This window comes from Vibrio sp. 1249-1 (genome assembly GCF_033340495.1).
In genome coordinates this window covers 1-905 of sequence record NZ_JAWOWJ010000258.1, presented here as the reverse complement: position 1 = coordinate 905, position 905 = coordinate 1, and the positions used below count along the sequence as shown (strand labels likewise).

The window sequence follows — 905 nt, the reverse complement described above, 5'->3', positions numbered from 1 at the left end:
TCGAAACGCGTCAAAAGCTGGCGGCGCTTTATTTCGGTAAAGGGGATACCAGAAAGTCTTACGAAATCCTGCAAGAAGGCATCAACCTTGATAAGGATAACCAACCGCTAAGACTCGCGTTATCGAAGCTATTGGTTAAAGCCAATCAGCCTTCTGCGGCACTGAGCCCACTGGTTCACTTGCCTCCAATGCCGAGTCGAGATTACTTGGCAATGCGCGCAGCCCTTGCGCAGAAACAAAAGCAAAACGACATCGCATTAGAAAGCTACCAGTTACTGACTCAACGCGAGCCAGACAATGCCCGCTGGTGGCTTGGTTTGGCTATTCAGCAAGAACGAGCGCTCACTTTTACTGCTGCGATTAACTCTTACAACGAAGCGTTAGGTAAAGTAGGGATCTCGAATCAGTCGCAAGCTTTCATTCGCGATCGATTAACCATCTTAAAGCAACTGGAGAGCGCACAATGAAAATTCAGTTGAGAAAACGCTTAGGTGACCTACTCGTTGAAGAAGGCATCGTATCGGAAGATCAAATCCAGCAAGCTCTATCCGCTCAGCGCAGTACCGGACAAAAATTAGGTGATGCCCTGATTGATCTCGGGTTTATTACCGAAAAGCAAATGCTGGAGTTCTTGTCTCAGCAACTTGGATTACCGTTGATCGATCTTGGACGTGCTCCAGTGGATGCGGATGCGGTGCAAATACTGCCAGAAGTGCATGCTCGTCGTTTACGTGCAATGGTGGTGGCTCGTAATGGTGACACTCTACGTGTTGCGATGAGTGATCCGGCGGATCTGTTTACCCAAGAGTCTTTAATGAACTTGCTAGGTGAGTACAACCTTGAGTTCATCATTGCCTCTGAGCGTCAGTTGATCAGCAGTTTCGACCGTTACTACCGCCGTACCA

1 protein-coding gene and 1 pseudogene are annotated in these 905 nt (G+C 48.4%); both read left to right on the top strand.

Annotation, left to right across the window (positions count from 1 at the left end; translation table 11 throughout):
• Positions 1-467 (top strand): tetratricopeptide repeat protein (locus R7Z50_RS25695; protein WP_411979517.1); only part of this gene is annotated, 467 nt, incomplete at its 5' end.
• Positions 464-905 (top strand): annotated as a pseudogene (locus R7Z50_RS25690) (MSHA biogenesis protein MshE); the annotation flags it as partial. The gene R7Z50_RS25695 and the pseudogene R7Z50_RS25690, both read left to right, overlap by 4 nt.